Genomic DNA, 19,644 nt, shown 5'->3' with positions numbered 1-19,644 from the left:
CAGCGCAAATCCGCGGCTCAGTGCATCGCTTCTCCTTATAGAATGGTGCATTCTGGGCGGATTCCAAGGGCTGGCGATGTGCGTTCGCCTCGATTTGAGAATCCGGGTTCCGTTTTTTCCATCCTTGTGGTATAAAATGCGCCGCTTTCCGGGGATGCCCCGAAAAGCCTAAATCCACACACGTGTCGACACGATGACCTGGGTGCCGCAAGCGAAATGCTGGTGGTTGGTCATTGGGATACGTGGAGGCCAAACCCGACTTATTAAGGAACTATCATGTCCCAAGTCAACATGCGCGATATGCTGAAGGCCGGTGTGCACTTCGGTCACCAGACCCGTTACTGGAACCCGAAAATGGGTAAGTACATTTTCGGCGCGCGTAACAAGATCCACATCATCAACCTTGAAAAAACCCTGCCAATGTTCAACGAAGCTCTGACTTTCGTAGAGCGTCTGGCCCAGGGCAAAAACAAGATTCTGTTCGTCGGCACCAAGCGTTCCGCTGGCAAGATCGTTGCTGAAGAAGCAGCACGTTGCGGTTCGCCGTACGTCGATCACCGCTGGTTGGGCGGCATGCTGACCAACTTCAAGACCATCCGTGCTTCCATCAAGCGTCTGCGTGACCTTGAAGTACAAGCCGAAGACGGTACTTTCGCCAAGCTGACCAAGAAAGAAGCGCTGATGCGCTCCCGTGACCTGGAAAAGCTGGATCGTTCCCTGGGTGGTATCAAGGACATGGGCGGTCTGCCAGACGCTCTGTTCGTTATCGACGTTGATCACGAGCGCATCGCGATCACCGAAGCCAACAAGCTGGGCATCCCGGTTATCGGCGTAGTCGATACCAACAGCAGCCCGGAAGGCGTTGACTACATCATCCCAGGCAACGATGACGCAATCCGCGCTATCCAGCTGTACATGGGTTCGATGGCTGACGCTGTTATCCGTGGTCGCAACAACGTTGCCGGCGGCACCGTAGAGTTCGCAGCTGAAGAAACTCAGGCTGCAGCTGAGTAATTGACGCCCTGGCGTTGACTCAGTAAGCAAAAAGGGGGCTTGGCCCCCTTTTTGCCACCTCGAAAACCATTTGTCGGCGCCCACTGCTCTATCTGTAACGTGCGGCAGCTAACAAGGGTGGTTCGGGAAGAATTGAACGCCCGTTCGATCGGGTGGAATGGTTGATAACCTATCCAAGAGGAATTTTGAAATGGCAGAGATTACTGCAGCGTTGGTCAAAGAACTGCGCGAGCGTACTGGCGAAGGCATGATGGACTGCAAAAAGGCCTTGACCAAGGCCGGCGGCGACATCGAGAAAGCCATTGATGACATGCGTGCTTCGGGCGCCATCAAGGCTGCCAAGAAAGCGGGCAACGTTGCCGCTGAAGGCGCCATCGCCATCAAGGCTGACGACAAGTCCGCCGTACTGCTGGAAGTGAACTCGCAGACCGACTTCCTGGCACTGCAAGACGACTTCAAGAACTTCGTTGCTGCCAGCGTAGAAAAAGCATTCGACGAAAAACTGACCGACGCAGCTCCGCTGATCGCTGCTCAGGAATCGGCTCGTGAAGCCCTGGTGGCCAAAGTTGGCGAAAACGTCAACATCCGTCGCCTGGTTCGCGTTGAAGGTGACGTGGTCGGTACTTACCTGCACGGTAACAAGATCGGTGTTGCTGTTGTTCTCAAGGGCGGCGATGTTCAGCTGGCCAAAGAGATCGCCATGCACGTGGCGGCAAGCAACCCTGAGTTCCTGCTGCCATCGCAGGTTTCGCCAGAAGCCATCGAGCGTGAAAAGGGCGTTTTCCTGTCCTTGAACGAAGACAAGATGAAAGGCAAGCCAGCTGAAATCGTCGAGAAGATGATTGCCGGCCGTATCACCAAGTTCCTGGCCGAAGCCAGCCTGGTTGAGCAAGCTTTCGTGATGAACCCGGAAGTCACCGTAGGTGCCCTGGCCAAGAAAGCCGGCGCTGAAATCGTTTCCTTCACCTACTTCAAAGTGGGCGAAGGCATCGAGAAGCCAGTTGACAACTTCGCTGAAGAAGTTGCCGCACAACTGGCTGCCGCCAAGCAATAAGACGGTTTTTTTAACTGTCGCCCTGAAGAGGCTGCCCGCTCACGCGCGCAGCCTCTTTTCAGATGGGTTGCCAATTTTTAATTGGCTTCCACTTGGAACTGGCTTACAAAGCCATGTTCCGATGGCGCTGAAGCAGCGTCACGCTAGAGTGAACGCCAGCTGAAAAACAGCTCGCAAAGAATTTTTAAAATACGCCGCAGGAGAGATTCGCAATGGCTCAGCAGGGCAGTGGTTATCAGGCTCGCTATAAACGCATTCTACTCAAGCTTAGCGGCGAGGCCCTGATGGGCTCGGAAGAGTTCGGGATCGACCCGAAGGTTCTGGATCGCATGGCGCTGGAAGTCGGCCAGTTGGTCGGCATCGGTGTCCAGGTCGGCCTGGTGATCGGCGGCGGCAACCTGTTCCGCGGCGAAGCGCTGAGCAAGGCCGGCATGGACCGGGTCACAGGCGACCACATGGGCATGCTGGCCACTGTGATGAACGCCCTGGCCATGCGCGACGCGCTGGAACGTGCCAATATCTCGGCCATCGTGATGTCGGCCATTTCCATGGTGGGTGTGACCGATCACTACGATCGCCGCAAGGCCATGCGCCACCTGAACTCCAAGGACGTGGTGATTTTCGCGGCCGGCACCGGTAATCCGTTCTTCACCACGGATTCCGCGGCTTGCCTGCGTGCAATCGAAATCGATGCCGATGTCGTGCTCAAGGCAACCAAGGTCGATGGCGTCTACACCGCTGACCCATTCAAAGACCCGCATGCCGAGAAGTTCGATCATCTGACCTACGATGAAGTACTGGATCGCAAGCTGGGCGTGATGGATCTGACGGCCATTTGCCTGTGCCGCGACCACAAGATGCCGCTGCGCGTCTTTAACATGAACAAGCCCGGCGCCCTGCTGAACATCGTCCATGGTGGCGCTGAAGGGACCCTGATCGAGGAAGGCCAACAATGATCAACGAAATCAAGAAAGACGCTCAAGAGCGCATGCAGAAGTCCGTGGAATCGCTGGCGCACAACTTCGGTCGGATCCGTACCGGCCAGGCGCACCCAAGCATTCTGGAAGGTGTAATGGTTCCGTATTACGGCGCCGATACCCCGCTCAAGCAAGTGGCGAACATCACCGTCAAGGACGCCCGTACCCTGCAAGTCGTTGCCTTCGAGCGCAACATGCTCGGTGCCGTCGACAAGGCCATCGGCAGTGCAGGTCTGAACCTGAACCCGACCAACCTGGGTGAGTTGCTGCTGATCTCCATGCCGGCCCTGACCGAGGAAACCCGCAAGGGCTTCACCAAGCAGGCGCGTGATGTAGCTGAAGATGCCCGCGTTGCCGTGCGCAACATCCGTCGCGATGCCAACAGCTCGCTGAAGGATCTGGTCAAGGAAAAGGAAATCAGCGAAGACGAAGAGCGTCGCGCAACTGGCGAAATCGATGATCTGACCAAGAAGTACGTGGCTCAAATCGACGCGAACCTGGCGCAGAAAGAAAAAGACCTGATGGCCGTATAAGGGTCGCGTGTTCATGGAAAAGACCAAGCAGGTTGCACCTTCCGCGGTGCCGCGCCATGTCGCGATCATCATGGATGGTAATAATCGCTGGGCGAAAAAACGCTTTATGCCGGGTGTCGCCGGGCATAAAGCGGGTGTGGATGCGGTGCGTGCAGTCATTGAGGTGTGCGCCGAGGCAGGGGTCGAAGTATTGACCCTGTTCGCGTTCTCCAGCGAGAACTGGCAGCGCCCGGCCGATGAAGTCAGTGCCTTGATGGATCTGTTCTTCAAGGCATTGCGTCGTGAGGCCAAGCGCCTCAACGACAACAACATCAGCTTGCGCATCATTGGCGACCGCTCGCGCTTCCACCCGGAGCTCCAGGCCGCCATGCGTGAAGCCGAGGCCATGACGGCCGGCGCCAATCGCTTCGTCCTGCAGATCGCCGCCAACTACGGCGGTCAGTGGGATATCGCCCAAGCCGCACAGCGTCTGGCGCGTGAAGTCCAGGCGGGGCATCTGCGGCCGGAAGACATTACCCCGGAATTGCTGCAAACCTGCCTGGCCACCGGCGACCTGCCGTTGCCGGACTTGTGCATCCGTACCGGTGGCGAGCATCGCATCAGTAACTTCCTGCTGTGGCAGCTGGCCTACGCCGAGTTGTACTTCTCCGACCTGTTCTGGCCGGACTTCAAACACGATGCCATGCGCAATGCGCTGGCCGATTTCGCATCTCGCCAGCGCCGCTTCGGTAAAACGAGCGAGCAGGTCGAGGCTGGAGCCCGGGTTTAATGCTTAAACAACGAATCATCACCGCGCTGATCCTGCTGCCGATTGCCCTGGGTGGGTTTTTTCTGCTGGAGGGTTCCGCTTTTGCGCTGTTCATCGGCCTGGTCGTAACCCTGGGCGCCTGGGAATGGGCGCGCCTGGCCGGTTTCGCTGCGCAAGCGTTTCGTGCCGGCTATGCCGCCGTCGTCGCCTTGATGCTGTTCGTCATGTACATCCTGCCCGGCCTTGCGCCCTGGGTGTTGGGGGCTTCGGTGCTCTGGTGGGCGCTGGCGACTTACCTGGTGCTGACCTACCCGCGCTCCAGTGAGCATTGGGCGAGCGCCGCCTGCAAGCTGCTGATCGGCCTGTTGATCCTGTTGCCGGCCTGGCAAGGCCTGGTGCAGATCAAGCAGTACCCGCTGGGCAACTGGTTGATCATGGCGGTGATGGTGCTGGTCTGGGGCGCGGATATCGGTGCCTATTTCTCCGGACGTGCGTTTGGCAAGCGCAAGCTGGCGCCGCAGGTCAGCCCGGGCAAAAGCTGGGAAGGCGTGTACGGCGGCCTGGCCCTGAGCCTGGTGATCACCACCCTGGTTGCCCTGGTGCGCGACTGGACGGTGGCCGAATTGTTCAAGGGGCTGATCGGCGCCGCGCTGATCGTGTTCGTCTCGGTGGTGGGTGATCTCACCGAAAGCATGTTCAAGCGCCAGTCCGGGATCAAGGACAGCAGCAACCTGCTGCCGGGGCATGGCGGCGTGCTGGATCGCATCGACAGTCTGACCGCGGCGATCCCGGTATTTGCCGTACTGTTGTGGATGGCTGCACCATGAGCCGTCCTCAGCAGATTACCGTCCTCGGGGCGACCGGCTCGATTGGTCTGAGCACCCTGGATGTCATCGCCCGCCACCCTGAGCGCTACCAGGTCTTCGCCTTGAGCGGTTTCACTCGCCTGAGCGAGCTGCTGGCGCTGTGCGTGCGTCACGTCCCGCGGTTTGCCGTGGTGCCTGAGGCCGCTGCTGCCCGCGGCTTGCAGGATGACCTGCGCGCTGCCGGTCTTGCCACTCGCGTGCTGGTGGGGGAGGAGGGGTTGTGCCAGGTGGCTGCCGACCCTGAGGTTGATGCGGTCATGGCGGCCATCGTCGGCGCCGCAGGCCTGCGCCCGACCCTGGCGGCCGTCGAGGCCGGCAAGAAGATCCTTCTGGCCAACAAGGAGGCGCTGGTCATGTCCGGCGCCTTGTTCATGCAGGCCGTGCGCAAAAGCGGCTCGGTATTGCTGCCGATCGACAGTGAGCACAACGCGATTTTCCAATGCATGCCCCGGGATTTTGCCCGTGGCCTGGAACCGGTCGGCGTACGCCGGATCCTGCTGACCGCCTCTGGCGGTCCGTTCCGGCAGACGCCCATGGCCGAGCTGGCGCATGTTTCACCCGAGCAGGCCTGTGCCCACCCTAACTGGTCCATGGGGCGCAAGATCTCGGTCGATTCGGCCAGCATGATGAATAAAGGGCTTGAACTGATCGAGGCCTGCTGGCTGTTCGATGCCAAGCCGTCCCAGGTTGAAGTAGTGATCCACCCACAAAGCGTGATTCATTCGCTGGTCGACTACATCGATGGTTCGGTATTGGCCCAGTTGGGTAACCCGGACATGCGCACGCCGATCGCCAACGCGCTGGCCTGGCCGGAGCGAATCGACTCGGGCGTGCCGCCGCTGGACCTGTTTGCCGTCGCGCGCCTGGACTTCCAGGCCCCGGACGAAGATCGATTCCCGTGCCTGCGACTGGCGCGCCAGGCAGCCGAGGCGGGTAACAGCGCTCCGGCGATGTTGAATGCGGCAAATGAAGTCGCTGTCGCGGCCTTTCTCGACGGACGGGTTCGTTACCTGGAAATCGCGAGTATCATCGAGGAAGTCCTCAATCTCGAACCTGTGGTTGCAGTGAATGATCTTGAGGCGGTGTTCACGGCGGATGCCAAGGCGCGTTTGCTGGCTGAACAATGGTTGAGTCGTCAAGGGCGGTAAGTGCTGCGATGCAGGACTGGATAGGAATGCGGAGAAAATAGATGAGCGCGCTCTATATGATTGTCGGCACCCTGGTCGCTTTGGGCGTGCTGGTTACCTTCCACGAGTTCGGCCATTTCTGGGTCGCGCGTCGCTGTGGGGTCAAGGTGCTGCGTTTCTCCGTGGGCTTCGGCATGCCGCTGCTGCGCTGGCACGACAAGAAGGGTACCGAATTCGTGGTGGCTGCCATTCCATTGGGTGGCTACGTGAAGATGCTCGACGAGCGTGAAGGCGAAGTGCCGGCCGATCAGCTCGAGCAATCCTTCAACCGCAAAACCGTGCGCCAGCGCATCGCTATCGTGGCGGCGGGGCCGATTGCCAACTTCTTGCTGGCAATGGTTTTTTTCTGGGCGTTGGCGATGCTCGGCACCGAGCAGGTGCGCCCGGTCATCGGCGCTGTCGAGTCCGGTAGCCTGGCTGCCAAGGCGGGCCTGAACGCAGGTCAGGAAATCGTTGCCATCGACGGCGAGCCCACTTTCGGCTGGGCTGCGGTCAATCTGCAACTGGTCCGTCGCCTGGGTGAAAGCGGTTCCCTGCAGCTGCTGGTTCGCGAGCAGGGCACTACAGTGGATTCGCCGCGCGAGCTGGTGTTGGACAACTGGCTCAAAGGTGCCGATGAACCGGATCCGATTCGTTCCCTGGGCATTCGCCCGTGGCGCCCGGCATTGCCGCCCGTCCTGGCTGAACTGGATTCCAAAGGCCCGGCCCAGGCCGCCGGCCTGAAGACCGGTGACCGCCTGTTGGCGCTCGATGGCAAGGCCGTGGATGACTGGCAGCAGGTCGTCGATATCGTTCGTATGCATCCTGATACCAAAATCATGCTGCGGGTGGAGCGTGACGGTGCTCAAATCGACGTTCCCGTGATGTTGGCTGCCCGTGGCGAAAAAAAGGCACCCAGTGGTTACCTGGGGGCAGGGGTAAAAGCTGTCGATTGGCCACCAGAGATGATTCGCGAAGTCAGTTTCGGGCCGTTGGCAGCCGTGGGGGAAGGGGCTCGACGCACCTGGACGATGAGCGTGCTGACCCTCGATTCGCTGAAGAAAATGTTGTTCGGCGAGCTCTCGGTAAAAAACTTGAGTGGACCGATAACCATTGCTAAAGTGGCGGGCGCTTCGGCCCAGTCGGGTGTCGCTGATTTCCTGAATTTCCTTGCTTATCTGAGTATTAGCCTGGGGGTTCTGAATTTGCTGCCCATTCCTGTGCTGGATGGGGGGCATTTGTTGTTTTATCTGATCGAGTGGGCGCGTGGTCGTCCCTTGTCGGATCGGGTGCAAGGTTGGGGGATACAGATCGGCATCAGTTTGGTGATCGGGGTGATGTTGCTTGCTCTGGTTAATGATCTGGGTCGACTGTAACGCTTCGCTGAATTGCGAATCTGCCGCATTTTGCGGCAGTTTTTATTGCCAGTTGGAATAAGAAAGGACTTCATGAAACGTCTGCTGCTAACTGCGGTTCTCACCGTATTGATGATCGCCGAAGTTCACGCCGAGTCCTTCACTATCTCTGATATTCGCGTCAATGGCCTCCAGCGGGTCTCCGCGGGTAGCGTCTTTGGTGCTTTGCCGTTGAACGTCGGTGAACAGGCGGATGATCGACGCCTGGTGGAATCCACTCGTGCGCTGTTCAAAACCGGGTTCTTTCAAGATATCCAACTGGGCCGCGATGGCAACGTCCTGGTTATCACGGTAGTCGAGCGTCCGTCGGTTGCCAGTATCGAGATCGAAGGCAACAAGGCGATCTCCACCGAAGACCTGATGAAGGGTCTCAAGCAATCCGGCCTGGCCGAAGGCGAGATCTTCCAGCGCGCCACCCTCGAAGGCGTACGTAACGAACTGCAGCGCCAGTACGTCGCCCAGGGTCGCTACTCGGCTACCGTCGACACTGAAGTGATCCCGCAGCCGCGCAACCGCGTCGGCTTGAAGGTCAACATCAACGAAGGCACCGTTGCCGCTATCCAGCACATCAACGTGGTAGGCAACACGGTCTTCCCTGATGAAGACCTGATCGACCTGTTCGAACTCAAGACCACCAACTGGCTGTCGTTCTTCAAGAACGATGACAAGTACGCCCGTGAAAAACTCTCCGGTGACCTGGAGCGCCTGCGTTCCTACTACCTGGACCGCGGCTACATCAACATGGACATCGCTTCGACCCAGGTGTCCATCACGCCGGACAAGAAGCACGTCTACATCACCGTCAACATCAACGAAGGTGACAAGTACACCGTTCGTGACGTGAAGCTCAGCGGCGACCTGAAAGTCCCTGAAGACCAGGTCAAGTCGCTGCTGCTGGTACAGAAAGGCCAGGTGTTCTCGCGCAAGCTGATGACCACCACGTCTGAACTGATCACTCGTCGCCTGGGTAACGAGGGCTACACCTTCGCCAACGTCAATGGCGTGCCTCAGCCCCACGATGACGACCACACGGTAGACATCACCTTCGCTGTCGATCCAGGCAAGCGTGCCTACGTGAACCGCATCAACTTCCGTGGCAACACCAAGTCCGAAGACGAAGTGCTGCGTCGCGAAATGCGCCAGATGGAAGGCGGCTGGGCCTCGACCTACCTGATCGACCAATCCAAGACCCGTCTGGAGCGTCTGGGCTTCTTCAAGGAAGTCAACGTTGAAACCCCGGCTGTACCGGGTGTCGATGACCAGGTTGACGTCAACTACAGCGTTGAAGAGCAGGCGTCCGGTTCGATTACCGCCAGCGTCGGCTTCGCCCAGAGTGCGGGCCTGATCCTCGGTGGTTCGATCACCCAGAACAACTTCCTCGGCACCGGTAACAAGGTCAGCCTCGGCTTGACCCGCAGCGAATACCAGAGCCGCTACAACTTCGGTTACGTTGACCCCTACTGGACTGCCGATGGCGTGAGCCTGGGCTACAACGCGTTCTACCGTACGACTGACTACGATGACCTCGACGTCGACGTAGCCAGCTATGCCGTGGACAGCCTGGGTGCCGGCGTGAGCGTCGGTTATCCGATCAGCGAGACTTCGCGCCTGACCTTCGGCCTGACGGCCCAGCAGGACGAGATCAAGACCGGTGTCTATACCGTCGACGAAATCTTTGATTTCGTTAACAAGGAAGGCGACAAGTACCTGAACTTCAAGGCTTCGGCCGGTTGGTCCGAGTCCACCCTGAACAAGGGCGTACTGGCGACCCGTGGTCATTCCCAGAGCCTCGTGCTGGAATCCACGGTTCCAGGCAGCGACCTGTCGTTCTTCAAGCTCGACTACCGTGGCCAGTTGTTCCAGCCACTGAGCGACAACTACACCATGCGCCTGCATACCGAACTGGGTTATGGCGATGGTTACGGTTCGACCGATGGCTTGCCATTCTATGAAAACTACTATGCTGGTGGTTTCAACTCGGTTCGCGGCTTCAAGGACAGCACCCTGGGTCCTCGCAGTACACCAAGTACCGGCAAGAACCCTGGCACTGCGCTCGACCCGGACCAGGATCCGCTGCCGTTCGGTGGTAACGTCCTGATCCAGGGTGGTGTTGAAGTCCTGTTCCCGCTGCCGTTCGTCAAGGACCAGCGTTCCCTGCGTACCTCGGTATTCTGGGATGTGGGTAACGTTTTCGACTCATCGTGCTCTGATTCCACCAACGCTGATGGCACGAAGTCCAACACCAAGTGCAACGACATCAGTCTGAGCAATATGGCCAGTTCCGTCGGTGTGGGTGTGACCTGGGTCACCGCACTGGGTCCTCTGAGTTTTGCGTTGGCCATGCCAGTCAAGAAACCGGATGACGCTGAAACTCAAGTGTTCCAATTCTCCCTCGGTCAGACGTTCTAAGCGTCTGCCCCAAGATAACGACAATGGATTTTGTAGGAGTGCATCGTGCGTAAGTTGACTCAATTGGTTCTCCTGGCTTCCGTACTGGTTGCAGGTCCGGCATTTGCCGACATGAAAATCGCCGTCCTGAACTATCAGATGGCCCTGCTGGAATCCGATGCGGCCAAGAAATACGCCGTGGATGCCGAGAAGAAATTCGGTCCTCAGCTGAGCAAGCTCAAGACGCTGGAAAGCAGCGCCAAGGGTATCCAGGATCGCCTGATGGCCGGTGGCGACAAAATGCAGCAAGGCGAGCGTGAGCGTCTGGAGCTTGAATTCAAGCAAAAGGCCCGTGACTTCCAGTTCCAGTCCAAGGAACTGAACGAAGCCAAAGCCGTTGCCGACCGTGAAATGCTGAAGCAGCTCAAGCCGAAACTGGACAGCGCTGTGGAAGAAGTCATCAAGAAAGGTGCTTTTGACCTGGTCTTCGAGCGTGGTGCAGTGATTGATGTCAAACCTCAGTACGACATCACGCGCCAGGTTATCGAGCGCATGAATCAGCTGAAGTAATCCATGACAGTGACCATTAAGCTCGGCCAGCTGGCCGAGTTCCTCGGCGCCACGCTACGTGGCGACCCGGAGAAAGCAATTACTGGGCTAGCCACCTTGCAGGAGGCTGGCCCAGCTCAGTTGAGCTTTCTCGCAAACCCCCAATACCGCAAATACCTGGCAGGCAGTCAGGCGGCAGCGTTGTTGCTCAAGGCCGCTGACGCCGAAGGTTTTGCCGGGGATTGCCTGGTGGTGCCCGATCCTTACGCTGCTTACGCGCGTATTTCCCACCTGTTCGATCCCAAGCCCAAGGCGGCAGCCGGTATTCATCCGACGGCAGTGATTGCCGCGGATGCGGTGGTCGATCCGGCGGCGAGTATCGGTGCATTTGCGGTGATCGAAAGCGGGGCGCATATTGCTGCCGGTACGACCATTGGTGCGCACTGCTTCATCGGCGCCCGCAGCGTCGTTGGCGAAGGCGGCTGGCTGGCACCGCGCGTCACGCTGTATCACGACGTGCGCGTCGGCAAGCGGGTGGTGATCCAGTCCGGTGCGGTGCTTGGCGGCGAAGGCTTCGGCTTTGCCAACGAGAAAGGCATCTGGCAGAAAATTGCCCAGATCGGTGGTGTCCTGGTCGGCGATGACGTGGAAATCGGCGTGAACACCGCCATTGACCGTGGTGCGCTGGCCGATACCGTCATTGGCAATGGTGTGAAACTCGACAACCAGATCCAGATCGCCCACAACGTTCAGGTCGGTGATCACACCGCCATGGCGGCCTGCGTGGGGATCTCCGGCAGCACTAAAATCGGCAAGCATTGCATGCTCGCCGGTGGCGTAGGGCTGGTGGGGCATATCGATATTTGCGACAACGTTTTCATCACCGGGATGACCATGGTGACCCACTCGATCACCGAGCCGGGTGCCTATTCTTCCGGAACGGCGATGCAGCCAGCCGCCGAGTGGCGCAAAAGCGCGGCCCGTATTCGTCAGCTCGATGACATCGCGCGGCGTCTGCGACAGCTGGAAAAGCAAACTGGGGACGTGACCCCTGGCGGTAATGCTTCATCAGATGGCTGATACCATTTCCATATCAAGTGTGCACAGCCGCTAGACTGCGTCCTTGATTTGCTAGAGGAGTGTGCATCAGTCGCGCGCTCCCAATCTTTACATAGGCTTCCCCCCGAAATGATGGACATCAACGAGATTCGCGAATACCTGCCTCACCGTTACCCGTTCCTGCTGGTGGACCGGGTAGTGGAGCTGGATGTTGAAGGCAAGCGCATTCGCGCCTACAAGAATGTCAGCATCAACGAACCCTTCTTCAATGGTCACTTTCCTGCGCATCCAATCATGCCGGGCGTACTGATCATCGAAGCGATGGCTCAGGCTGCAGGGATCCTTGGTTTCAAAATGCTCGACGTGAAACCCGCCGACGGCACCCTTTATTACTTCGTCGGCTCCGACAAGCTGCGCTTCCGCCAGCCTGTACTGCCGGGCGACCAGCTGATCCTGGAAGCCAAGTTCATCAGCTGCAAGCGGCAGATCTGGAAGTTCGAGTGCCAGGCTTCGGTCGATGGCAAGCCGGTCTGCTCCGCTGAAATCATCTGCGCGGAACGCAAACTATGAGTTTGATCGACCCTCGCGCAATCATCGATCCGACGGCCGTCCTGGCTGACGGTGTCGAGGTCGGCCCGTGGTCGATCATCGGCGCAGGTGTGGAAATCGGCGAGGGGACCGTGATCGGGCCGCATGTGATTCTCAAGGGCCCGACCCGAATCGGTAAGCACAACCGTATCTACCAGTTTTCCTCGGTAGGTGAGGACACGCCCGATCTGAAATACAAAGGCGAGGAAACCCGCCTGGTGATGGGTGACCACAACGTCATCCGCGAAGGTGTGACGATTCACCGTGGGACCATTCAGGACCGTTCGGAAACCACCCTGGGCGATCACAACCTGATCATGGCCTACGCCCACATCGGTCACGACAGTGTCATCGGCAACCACTGCATCCTGGTCAACAACACGGCGCTGGCCGGCCACGTGCACGTGGAAGACTGGGCGATCCTGTCCGGTTTTACCCTGGTTCACCAGTATTGCCACATCGGTGCCCACAGCTTTTCCGGCATGGGTACGGCGATTGGCAAGGACGTCCCGGCCTATGTCACGGTGTTCGGCAACCCGGCCGAAGCCCGCAGCATGAACTTCGAAGGCATGCGCCGTCGCGGTTTCAGCGAAGACGCGATCCACGCCCTGCGTCGTGCCTACAAGGTGGTCTATCGCCAGGGCTTGACGGTTGAGCAGGCGCTCGCCGAACTGGCCGAATCCTCTGCCCAGTTCCCGGAAGTGGCGGTGTTCCGCGACTCCATACAGTCCTCGACCCGCGGCATCACCCGCTAACCATGGCCAATTTGCGTATTGCGCTGGTGGCGGGCGAGGCTTCCGGCGACATTTTGGGCGCGGGTCTGATGCGCGCGCTCAAGGCTCGCCATCCGGCGGTCGAGTTCATCGGAGTCGGCGGTCCGTTGATGCAGGCCGAAGGCCTGACGTCCTACTTTCCCATGGAACGCCTGTCGGTCATGGGCCTGGTGGAAGTGCTGGGCCGTTTGCGGGAATTGCTGGCGCGCCGCAAGAAGCTGGTAGCCGACCTGATCGCCGCGAAGCCGGACGTGTTCATCGGTATCGATGCCCCGGACTTCAACCTCAACATCGAACTCAAGTTGCGTCAGGCCGGGATCAAGACCGTGCATTACGTCAGTCCGTCGGTCTGGGCCTGGCGGCAGAAGCGGGTGCTGAAGATTCGCGAAGGTTGCGACCTGATGCTCACGCTGTTCCCGTTCGAAGCGAAATTCTACGAAGAGAAGGGTGTGCCGGTGCGGTTTGTCGGGCACACCCTGGCCGATGCCATTCCGCTGGAAGCCGATCGCGCTGCGGCGCGGGCCGAACTGGGATTGCCCGACGGGCCGTTGGTGGCGCTGATGCCCGGCAGTCGTGGCGGCGAAGTCGGCCGACTAGGCGCCTTGTTTCTCGATACCGCCCAACGCCTGCGGGCACTGCGCCCCGGTGTGCGGTTTGTCGTGCCTTGTGCCAACCCACAGCGCCGGGCGCAGCTTGAAGAGCTGCTGGCCGGTCGCGATTTGCCGCTGACCTTGCTCGACGGCAAGTCCCATCTGGCTTTGGCAGCCTGCAACGCCGTACTGATTGCCTCGGGGACCGCAACGCTTGAAGCCTTGTTGTACAAGCGGCCGATGGTGGTTGCCTATCGCCTGGCACCGCTGACGTTCTGGATTCTCAAGCGCATGGTGAAGAGCCCGTACGTGTCCTTGCCGAACCTGCTGGCCCAGCGCCTGTTGGTGCCCGAGTTGTTGCAGGACGATGCCACGGTCGAAGCGCTGGCCCAGACCCTGTCGCCGCTGATCGAGGGTGGCGAAGAGCAAACCCGCGGTTTTGATGAAATTCACCGGACCCTTCGTCTGGATGCCTCCAACCAGGCTGCGGATGCAGTGCTGAACCTGATCGACCCAGTAAAATGAGTAAGACAAGCATGCAGATGGGGCTGGATTTCACCTTGGTCGCGGAAGTGGAAGAACTGGTTGCCGGTGTCGACGAAGTCGGTCGCGGCCCGTTATGCGGCGCCGTGGTGACCGCGGCGGTGATTCTTGATCCTAACCGTCCGATCCTCGGGCTGAACGACTCGAAGAAGCTCACCGAAGCCCGGCGCGAAAAACTCTATGACGAAATCTGCGAAAAAGCCCTTAGCTGGTGCATTGCCCGCGCGGAAGTCGAAGAGATCGATGAGCTGAACATCCTCCATGCCACCATGCTGGCCATGCAGCGCGCCATTGCCGGGCTGCACGTCCAGCCGAAACTGGCGATGATCGACGGCAACCGTTGCCCGAAGTTGCCGATGCGTGCCGAAGCGGTGGTGCAGGGCGACGGCAAGGTCCCGGCGATCGCCGCGGCATCGATTCTGGCCAAGGTCAGTCGCGACCGTGAAATGGCTGCTTTCGAATTGATCTACCCGGGTTACGGGATCGGCGGGCACAAAGGCTACCCGACGCCCGTTCATCTGGAAGCGCTGGCACGCCTGGGGCCGACGCCGATTCACCGGCGCTCGTTTGCCCCGGTGCGCCTGGCCTATGAGGCCGGAGAGAGTCTCATCGAGTCTTAGTTGCAAGGCTGATTTTTTTCACCAAGGCCCGGTACAATCCGGGCCTTGTTGTTTTCATGACTTAATGCAGGATCACTATGCCGGCTTCATTCGTTCACCTACGCCTGCACACTGAATACTCCCTGGTCGACGGTCTGGTGCGGATCAAGCCGCTGGTCAAGACCCTGGTCGGCATGAACATGCCTGCCGTAGCGGTCACTGACCAGAACAACATGTGTTCCCTGGTCAAATTCTATAAAAACGCCATGGGTGCCGGGATCAAGCCGATCTGCGGCGCCGACCTGTGGTTGTCGAACAAGGATCCGGACAACCCCCTGAGCCGGATCAGCCTGCTGGTGATGAATGCCGCGGGTTATCGCAACCTCACCGAATTGATCTCTCGAGGTTTCATCGACGGTCAGCGCAATGGCTCGATCATCATCGAGCGCGAATGGGTGGCCGAAGCCAGCGACGGCCTCATCATGCTGTCGGCGGCCAAAGAGGGCGAGATCGGCCAGGCCATGCTCAGCGGCAACCCGGACGAAGCGGAAACCCTGGCGCGTGAGTGGATGGCGGTTTTTCCGGATCGTTTCTACCTGGAAATCCAGCGCACCAACCGCCCCAACGATGAAGAGCAACTGCACGGCGCCGTGGCGCTGGCCGAGAAAATCGGCGCACCGCTGGTCGCGACCAACGACGTGCGCTTCATCAAGCAGGAAGATTTCGCCGCCCACGAAACCCGCGTATGCATCGGCGAGGGCCGGGCCCTCGACGATCCGCGCCGCTCGAAGAACTACAGCGATCAGCAGTACCTCAAAAGTGCCGAGGAAATGGCCGAGCTGTTCAGCGACATTCCCGAGGCGCTGGAAAACACCGTCGAGATCGCCAAGCGCTGCAACATCGAAGTCAAGCTGGGCACGCACTTCCTGCCCAACTTCCCGATCCCCGATGGCATGACCATCGACGAATACTTCCGCAAGGTGTCCTTCGATGGCCTCGAAGAGCGGCTGTCCGTCCTGCTGCCCAAGGACACCACCGAGGACTATGAAGCCAAGCGCCAGGTCTATGTCGACCGGCTGAATTTCGAGCTGGATATCATCATCCAGATGGGGTTCCCCGGTTACTTCCTGATCGTGATGGACTTTATCCAGTGGGCCAAGAACAACGGTGTGCCGGTAGGTCCTGGCCGGGGGTCGGGTGCCGGGTCGCTGGTGGCCTATGTGCAGAAGATCACCGACCTCGACCCGCTGGAATATGACCTGCTGTTCGAACGTTTCCTCAACCCGGAACGGGTCTCCATGCCCGACTTCGACGTCGACTTCTGCATGGACGGTCGCGACCGGGTGATCGACTACGTGGCCGAGAAATACGGCCGCAACGCGGTAAGCCAGATCATTACTTTCGGTTCCATGGCCGCCAAGGCTGTGGTCCGCGACGTGGCGCGGGTGCAGGGCAAGTCCTACGGCCTGGCGGATCGCCTGTCGAAGATGATCCCGTTCGAAGTCGGCATGACCCTGGAAAAGGCCTACGAACAGGAAGAAATCCTGCGTGACTTCATCAAGGTCGATGAAGAAGCCGCGGAAATCTGGGAGATGGCCCGCAAGCTTGAAGGCGTTGTGCGTAACGTCGGCAAGCACGCCGGTGGCGTGGTAATCGCGCCGACCAAGCTGACTGACTTCTCGCCCATTTATTGCGACGAAGCGGGCGATGGCCTGGTAACCCAGTTCGACAAGGACGACGTCGAAGCCGCCGGCCTGGTGAAGTTCGACTTCCTCGGCCTGCGGACCCTGACGATCATCGACTGGGCGCTGAAGACCATCAACCGCGACCGCGCCAAGGTCAACGAGCCGCCGCTGGACATCGCGTTCATCCCGCTGGACGATAAACCGACCTATTCGCTGCTGCAAAAAGCCGAAACCACAGCGGTGTTCCAGCTTGAATCCCGAGGCATGAAAGAGCTGATCAAGAAGCTCAAGCCCGACTGCCTGGAAGACTTGATCGCACTGGTAGCGCTGTTCCGTCCCGGCCCGCTGCAATCGGGCATGGTGGACGACTTCATCAACCGTAAGCACGGTCGCGCGGAACTCGCGTATCCGCACTCGGACTACCAGTACGAAGGCCTCAAGCCCGTATTGGCCCCGACCTACGGCATCATCCTGTATCAGGAACAGGTGATGCAGATCGCCCAGGTCATGGCCGGCTACACCCTCGGCGGTGCGGACATGCTGCGCCGGGCCATGGGTAAGAAAAAGCCCGAGGAAATGGCCAAGCAGCGCGGCGGTTTCATCGAAGGTTGCGCGACCAACAACATCGACGCGGACCTTGCCGGTAACATTTTCGACCTGGTGGAAAAATTCGCCGGTTACGGCTTCAACAAGTCCCACTCCGCCGCCTATGGCCTGGTGTCGTACCAGACCGCGTGGCTGAAAGCGCACTACCCGGCGCCGTTCATGGCCGCGGTACTCTCGGCGGACATGCACAACACCGACAAGGTCGTGACCTTGATCGAAGAAGTGCGCACGATGAAGCTGCGTCTCGACGCGCCGGACGTGAACACTTCCGAGTTCAAGTTCACGGTGAACGACGAAGGCCGGATCATTTACGGCCTTGGCGCGATCAAGGGTGTTGGCGAGGGGCCGGTGGAGGCGATCACCGAAGCGCGGCAGGACGGTCCGTTCAAGGACCTGTTCGATTTCTGCGCCCGGGTCGACCTCAAGCGCATCAACAAGCGCACCCTCGACGGCTTGATCCGCAGCGGTGCGCTGGATCGCCTGGGCCCGTATTTCCACGACGAAGCCAAAGCCTATCAGGCCAATATCGACCGCAACCGTGCGGTACTGCTGACCGCGATGGAAGAGGCGATCAAGGCTGCCGAGCAAACCGCCCGTACCCATGACAGCGGCCATGCCGACCTGTTTGGCGGGCTGTTCGTCGAGGAAGACGCCGACGTCTACGCCAATCATCGCAAGGCCAAGGAACTGACCCTCAAGGAACGGCTCAAGGGCGAGAAAGACACCCTGGGCCTGTACCTGACCGGTCACCCGATCGACGAATACGAAGGCGAAATCCGCCGTTTCGCCCGTCAGCGCATCATCGATTTGAAACCTGCGCGCGATACCCAGACCGTTGCCGGCATGATCATCGCCCTGCGGGTGATGAAAAACAAAAAGGGCGACAAGATGGGCTTCATCACCCTCGACGACCGTTCGGGGCGGATCGAAGCGTCGCTGTTCGCCGATGCGTTCCATTCCGCGCAATCGCTGTTGCAGACCGATGCGATGGTGGTGGTCGAAGGCGAAGTCAGCAACGACGACTTCTCCGGTGGCCTGCGCTTGCGGGTCAAGCGGGTGATGAGCATGGAGGATGCGCGCACCAACCTGGCCGAGAGCCTGCGCCTGAAGTTACACGCCAAGGATCTCAAGGGCGATCAGCTACGCTGGCTGGGTGAGCTGTTGAAGCGTCACCGCGGTGCGTGCCCGATCACCATGGACTACACGAGTCCCGATGCGAAAGCCTTGCTGCAGTTCGGCGAAGGCTGGCGAATCGACCCGGCGGATGCGTTGATTCAAGCCCTGCGTGACCAGTTCGGGCGAGACAACGTCTTCCTCCAATACCGTTAACGGTCAGGGTGTCGCTTTTAACTTTGAGCGGGGCCCTGAGCTTGACCAGAATTTAATCTCGACCTGAACGCGCCTGTCCCTTATGGTAGGGCGCGAATAGACAACCGGCCGGCCCAAGCTCTCTTGGACGTCGACCCAAGACGGACGCCTATGAACCCGAATTTTCTAGATTTCGAACAGCCGATCGCCGACCTGCAAGCCAAGATCGAAGAGTTGCGCTTGGTCGGTAATGACAATTCGCTGAATATCGGCGATGAGATTTCCCGCCTGCAGGACAAGAGCAGCACGCTGACCGAGGACATCTTCGGCAAGCTGACCAGTTGGCAGATCGCGCGTCTGGCGCGTCACCCGAAGCGTCCATATACCCTGGACTACATCGAACACATCTTCACCGAGTTCGACGAGCTGCATGGTGACCGTCACTTTTCCGACGACGCCGCCATCGTTGGCGGTATTGCCCGTCTGGAAGACCAGCCAGTAATGGTCATCGGTCACCAGAAAGGCCGCGAAGTGCGCGAAAAGGTTCGCCGCAACTTCGGCATGCCGCGTCCGGAAGGTTACCGCAAGGCCTGTCGCCTGATGGAAATGGCCGAGCGTTTCAAGATGCCGATCCTGACCTTCATCGACACCCCGGGCGCTTACCCTGGCATCGACGCTGAAGAACGCAACCAGAGCGAAGCGATTGCCTGGAACCTGCGCGTCATGGCTCGCCTGAAAACCCCAATCATCGCCACCGTGATCGGTGAAGGTGGTTCTGGTGGTGCGCTGGCCATCGGCGTTTGCGATCAGCTGAACATGCTGCAGTACTCGACCTACGCGGTGATCTCGCCGGAAGGTTGCGCATCGATCCTGTGGAAAACCGCCGAGAAAGCACCGGACGCCGCTGAAGCCATGGGCATCACCGCCGAGCGTCTCAAGGGCCTGGGCATCGTGGATAAAGTGATCAGCGAGCCACTTGGCGGCGCACACCGTGATCCGGCTGCTGCCGCTGCCTCGATCCGCGCCGAACTGAGCTCGCAACTGGCAATGCTGAAGAAGTTCGACAACGATGCGCTGCTGAAGCGCCGCTATGATCGTCTGATGAGCTACGGTCTCTAACGCGGTACCCCTGTAGGAGCTGCCGCAGGCTGCGATCTTTTGATCTTGATTTTTTAAGATCAAA

The 19,644-nt window shown here is 59.4% G+C and carries 17 protein-coding genes; all 17 read left to right on the top strand.

What is annotated here, in order from left to right; genetic code table 11:
* Nucleotides 1-276 precede the first annotated feature (276 nt).
* The 17 genes from rpsB (at nt 277) to SOP85_RS21560 (ending at nt 19,580) form a co-directional block, all read left to right on the top strand.
* A complete protein-coding gene (gene rpsB / locus SOP85_RS21640; RefSeq protein ID WP_003222119.1) occupies nt 277-1,014 on the top strand; it encodes a 30S ribosomal protein S2 in 738 nt (245 codons plus the stop codon).
* Nucleotides 1,015-1,204: 190 nt separating this feature from the next.
* The gene (gene tsf, locus SOP85_RS21635; RefSeq protein WP_274077169.1) at nt 1,205-2,068 is read left to right on the top strand and encodes a translation elongation factor Ts; all 864 of its coding nucleotides are present in this window, start codon (nt 1,205-1,207) and stop codon (nt 2,066-2,068) included.
* Nucleotides 2,069-2,280: 212 nt separating this feature from the next.
* Entirely contained in the window at nt 2,281-3,024 is a 744-nt protein-coding gene (gene pyrH, locus SOP85_RS21630; protein ID WP_003222124.1) for a UMP kinase, read from the top strand.
* The gene (gene frr / locus SOP85_RS21625) at nt 3,021-3,578 is read left to right on the top strand and encodes a ribosome recycling factor (protein WP_323628175.1); all 558 of its coding nucleotides are present in this window, start codon (nt 3,021-3,023) and stop codon (nt 3,576-3,578) included. Before pyrH ends, frr begins: the two co-directional genes overlap by 4 nt.
* 13 nt (nt 3,579-3,591) lie before the next feature.
* Nucleotides 3,592-4,347, top strand: coding sequence for a polyprenyl diphosphate synthase (uppS, locus tag SOP85_RS21620; RefSeq protein WP_008057310.1), 756 nt, complete (start codon nt 3,592-3,594; stop codon nt 4,345-4,347).
* Nucleotides 4,347-5,153: a phosphatidate cytidylyltransferase gene (locus SOP85_RS21615; protein WP_274077167.1), complete on the top strand. Its 807-nt coding sequence runs from the start codon at nt 4,347-4,349 to the stop codon at nt 5,151-5,153. The genes uppS and SOP85_RS21615 overlap by 1 nt, the downstream gene beginning before the upstream one ends.
* A complete protein-coding gene (gene ispC / locus SOP85_RS21610; RefSeq protein ID WP_323628174.1) occupies nt 5,150-6,340 on the top strand; it encodes a 1-deoxy-D-xylulose-5-phosphate reductoisomerase in 1,191 nt (396 codons plus the stop codon). The genes SOP85_RS21615 and ispC overlap by 4 nt, the downstream gene beginning before the upstream one ends.
* A gap of 41 nt (nt 6,341-6,381) precedes the next feature.
* Nucleotides 6,382-7,734 (top strand): RIP metalloprotease RseP, encoded by a 1,353-nt coding sequence (rseP, locus tag SOP85_RS21605; RefSeq protein WP_323628172.1) that lies wholly within the window; start codon nt 6,382-6,384, stop codon nt 7,732-7,734.
* A gap of 72 nt (nt 7,735-7,806) precedes the next feature.
* On the top strand, nt 7,807-10,182 hold the full coding sequence (gene bamA, locus SOP85_RS21600; protein ID WP_274077164.1) for an outer membrane protein assembly factor BamA: 2,376 nt from the start codon (nt 7,807-7,809) through the stop codon (nt 10,180-10,182).
* A 45-nt stretch (nt 10,183-10,227) separates the two neighbouring features.
* Entirely contained in the window at nt 10,228-10,731 is a 504-nt protein-coding gene (locus SOP85_RS21595) for an OmpH family outer membrane protein (protein WP_008057318.1), read from the top strand.
* Nucleotides 10,732-10,734: 3 nt separating this feature from the next.
* A complete protein-coding gene (gene lpxD, locus SOP85_RS21590; RefSeq protein WP_274077163.1) occupies nt 10,735-11,790 on the top strand; it encodes a UDP-3-O-(3-hydroxymyristoyl)glucosamine N-acyltransferase in 1,056 nt (351 codons plus the stop codon).
* Between the two features lie 108 nt (nt 11,791-11,898).
* Nucleotides 11,899-12,339 carry a 3-hydroxyacyl-ACP dehydratase FabZ gene (gene fabZ / locus SOP85_RS21585; protein ID WP_007978374.1) on the top strand — a complete coding sequence of 147 codons (441 nt, stop codon included), beginning with the start codon at nt 11,899-11,901 and terminating at the stop codon, nt 12,337-12,339.
* On the top strand, nt 12,336-13,112 hold the full coding sequence (gene lpxA, locus SOP85_RS21580) for an acyl-ACP--UDP-N-acetylglucosamine O-acyltransferase (protein ID WP_274077162.1): 777 nt from the start codon (nt 12,336-12,338) through the stop codon (nt 13,110-13,112). The genes fabZ and lpxA overlap by 4 nt, the downstream gene beginning before the upstream one ends.
* A 2-nt stretch (nt 13,113-13,114) precedes the next feature.
* On the top strand, nt 13,115-14,245 hold the full coding sequence (lpxB, locus tag SOP85_RS21575; RefSeq protein WP_272604841.1) for a lipid-A-disaccharide synthase: 1,131 nt from the start codon (nt 13,115-13,117) through the stop codon (nt 14,243-14,245).
* An 11-nt stretch (nt 14,246-14,256) separates the two neighbouring features.
* Nucleotides 14,257-14,883, top strand: a complete 627-nt coding sequence (gene rnhB, locus SOP85_RS21570) for a ribonuclease HII (protein WP_323628191.1) — start codon at nt 14,257-14,259, stop codon at nt 14,881-14,883.
* A 77-nt stretch (nt 14,884-14,960) separates the two neighbouring features.
* Entirely contained in the window at nt 14,961-18,482 is a 3,522-nt protein-coding gene (gene dnaE / locus SOP85_RS21565) for a DNA polymerase III subunit alpha (RefSeq protein WP_274077161.1), read from the top strand.
* A gap of 150 nt (nt 18,483-18,632) precedes the next feature.
* On the top strand, nt 18,633-19,580 hold the full coding sequence (locus tag SOP85_RS21560; RefSeq protein WP_274077160.1) for an acetyl-CoA carboxylase carboxyltransferase subunit alpha: 948 nt from the start codon (nt 18,633-18,635) through the stop codon (nt 19,578-19,580).
* Nucleotides 19,581-19,644 lie beyond the last annotated feature (64 nt).

This window comes from Pseudomonas sp. YuFO20 (genome assembly GCF_035064975.1).
GTDB classification, from domain to species: domain Bacteria; phylum Pseudomonadota; class Gammaproteobacteria; order Pseudomonadales; family Pseudomonadaceae; genus Aquipseudomonas; species Aquipseudomonas putida_AE.
This window is presented reverse-complemented; position numbering and strand designations above follow the sequence as displayed.